The 2,490-nt window shown below is 32.2% G+C and carries 2 protein-coding genes; both read left to right on the top strand.

Features of this window, described 5'->3' with window-relative positions; translation table 11 throughout:
• Nucleotides 1-280: 280 nt before the first annotated feature.
• Nucleotides 281-1,528, top strand: a complete 1,248-nt coding sequence (locus V7014_RS26705; RefSeq protein WP_335512084.1) for an MFS transporter — start codon at nt 281-283, stop codon at nt 1,526-1,528.
• A 75-nt stretch (nt 1,529-1,603) separates the two neighbouring features.
• Nucleotides 1,604-2,269 carry an ArsR/SmtB family transcription factor gene (locus V7014_RS26710; RefSeq protein WP_335512086.1) on the top strand — a complete coding sequence of 222 codons (666 nt, stop codon included), beginning with the start codon at nt 1,604-1,606 and terminating at the stop codon, nt 2,267-2,269.
• The last annotated feature ends 221 nt before the right edge of the window (nt 2,270-2,490 follow it).

Raw genomic sequence — 2,490 nt, forward strand, 5'->3', positions numbered from 1 at the left:
TTTATATCCTACAGATTTCTTCTCCATTTCATTTACCACTTTTGATTATTTTTAAATCTCATTATTATTACTCTTTGATTTTTTCTTAGCGATTATTCGGCTAATAGGGAGAATGAAAAAAGTAATGAAATGGAAATCGATACTACAAAAATAATTAAACCCGTTCAATGAATTCTATTTAAATAATTAGAAATTTCTAAATAACTCCTTGAACAAAAAACTGTTTATCGTTAAAATTAATTTTAACGATAAACATAATTTAATTGAAGGGGTTTTTAAAATGCTTAGTAAAACTGCTCAAAAAACTACTGTCAAATTAGCAAATACGACTATTTTATCGAATCGGAACTTTCTCTTTTTATGGGTGGCCAGTATATTTTCAGGATTATCCTTATCCATATATTTACTTGCAGAAACATGGTACGTGCTTCGAGTGCTAAAACAACCTGCTTCACTAGGAATTATCATGTTATTAACTACAATTCCGAGAGTTTTATTTATGTTCATTGGTGGAGTACTAGCTGATCGAATGAAGCGATCAAACATCATGTTCATTTCTAATGGAATAAGAGGGTTGCTTGTATTATTGATGGTATTGTTAGTCATTAATGATTTAATGACTATTTGGTCATTAGGAGTATTTGCTTTACTTTTCGGTGTTCTTGATGCTTTTTTCTGGCCAGCTAATCAATCATTCATTCCTCAAATTGTAAATAAAGAGCAGTTAGTGAAAGCAAACTCATATATTCAAACGACTAATCAATTAACAACCATTATTGGCCCTATGTTGGCAGGTATAGTAATTGAATTTGGTAATTTCTCTGGAGTATTTATTCTAACTTCCCTGCTCCTACTAATTAGCAGTTTATTAGTAAAGCAAATGAAAGAAGTTAAAGCAGATCATAAGAAGAAAGAATCAACAGCATTGTTAGAGCTTAAAGAAGGTCTACACTATATTAAAGGAATGCCATTTCTTATAACGTTTATGTGCATTAGTTTGTTCACTAATTTTTTCTTAGTTGGCCCAGTCAATATCGGTTTACCATTATTAGTCGATCAATCATTGCAGGGAAGTGTAATGGATTTAAGTTATTTAGAAAGTGCATTTGCAATTGGAATGATTATTGGAGCATTACTAGTAGGTTTTTTAAACATCAAAAAAAGGCGGCCAATCATCAATATTTCTTTATTAGGTATATTGAGCACCGCTACCTTATTTTTAAGTCAAATGAACATGGTTTGGCAAGGCATTATCATTTTGATAATTGTCGGATTCTGCTTATCTATTTCAAATATTTTATCTGCATCGCTTGTTCAAGAAATGACGGACCCTCAAATAATTGGTAGAGTGCAAAGTCTAATGTCAACTGCATCAATGGGATTTATACCTTTATCTCTTGGTCTTGTTTCAATATTAATTGGATTTGGAATATCAATTCAGCTGATTATATTCATATCAACTAGTTTCTTAATCCTCTTTACCCTCTTTATACTGATCAAAGTTAAAGTCATTTGGACCGTAGATTGACAGTTATCTATATAATCATATCTTGCTATGTTATTCTTTTAGTAAGAATAATCTTATTTAGGTGGAGATTGAATTATGGCAAGAATCAAAGACCAATCTTTAGAGTTAATGAAAATATTATCAGATGCTAGAAGAATTCGAATTCTGCACGCTGCATCAAATAAGCCGATCACTGTGAAACAACTAGCTGAAGAATTAAATGAACAACCTTCTCGTTTATACTATCATGTCAAAAAACTTGAAGATGCTGAGCTACTTCAAGTAGTTGAAACGAAGATGCTTGGAAACCTTGTTGAAAAATACTACCAAGCCGTTAATTTTAAAGATGTTTTATACAGAGGAAACATTCAACTTCAGGCTGAACAATTGGAGCTATCACTCTCATTAATGTATCAACAAATAGAACCAGCATTAAAGCTGTTTGAAAAAGGATTAGAGATTGTTCGCGAAGAAAAGAAAAAAGGAAATGAACTTACCCGTCATCCGTTTCATATAACAATGAACACTTCTAGCAATGCGATGACGGCCAAAGAATGGCGTCAATCATTACAAAGAATTACAAAAGCAACTTTCAATGATTCTGAAAAGTTTGAATGGGAAGATTCAATTCTAGAGCAAATGTCAGAGGAAGAACAAGATAAAAAAGGTACGTATCAGTATATTCTTCTCAGCTATCGTATTGAAGATGCTGAACAAAGTGGAATTTTCACTTTGTCTGACGATAATAATGAAAATGACTAATTCAATTCTTTTTATAAAGTGAAACTTCAATCGGTGGGGATTTTCGTCCAGCCCCCACCAATTATTAGTTTAACCAATCGGGTTCTTACTGGCGCTTAATCTCCTACTTAAACGTCTTCGCTTTTATTTTCATTTTGAAGTGGGAGTCTTAGCCCCAGTTGGAACAGGATAAACTACTAAAGAAAGAGATAGCGTATTTATGGAGGGCACTGAAAAACTTT

The sequence above is a fragment of the Bacillus sp. JJ722 genome (genome assembly GCF_036963345.1).
In the GTDB taxonomy this organism is placed as follows: Bacteria; Bacillota; Bacilli; order Bacillales; family DSM-1321; genus Bacillus_AD.

Bases quoted from the DNA above. Each gene is read 5' to 3' on its own strand.
- V7014_RS26705 (WP_335512084.1), top strand. From the start codon at position 281: ATGCTTAGTAAAACTGCTCAAAAAACTACTGTCAAATTAGCAAATACG.
- V7014_RS26710 (WP_335512086.1), top strand. From the start codon at position 1,604: ATGGCAAGAATCAAAGACCAATCTTTAGAGTTAATGAAAATATTATCA.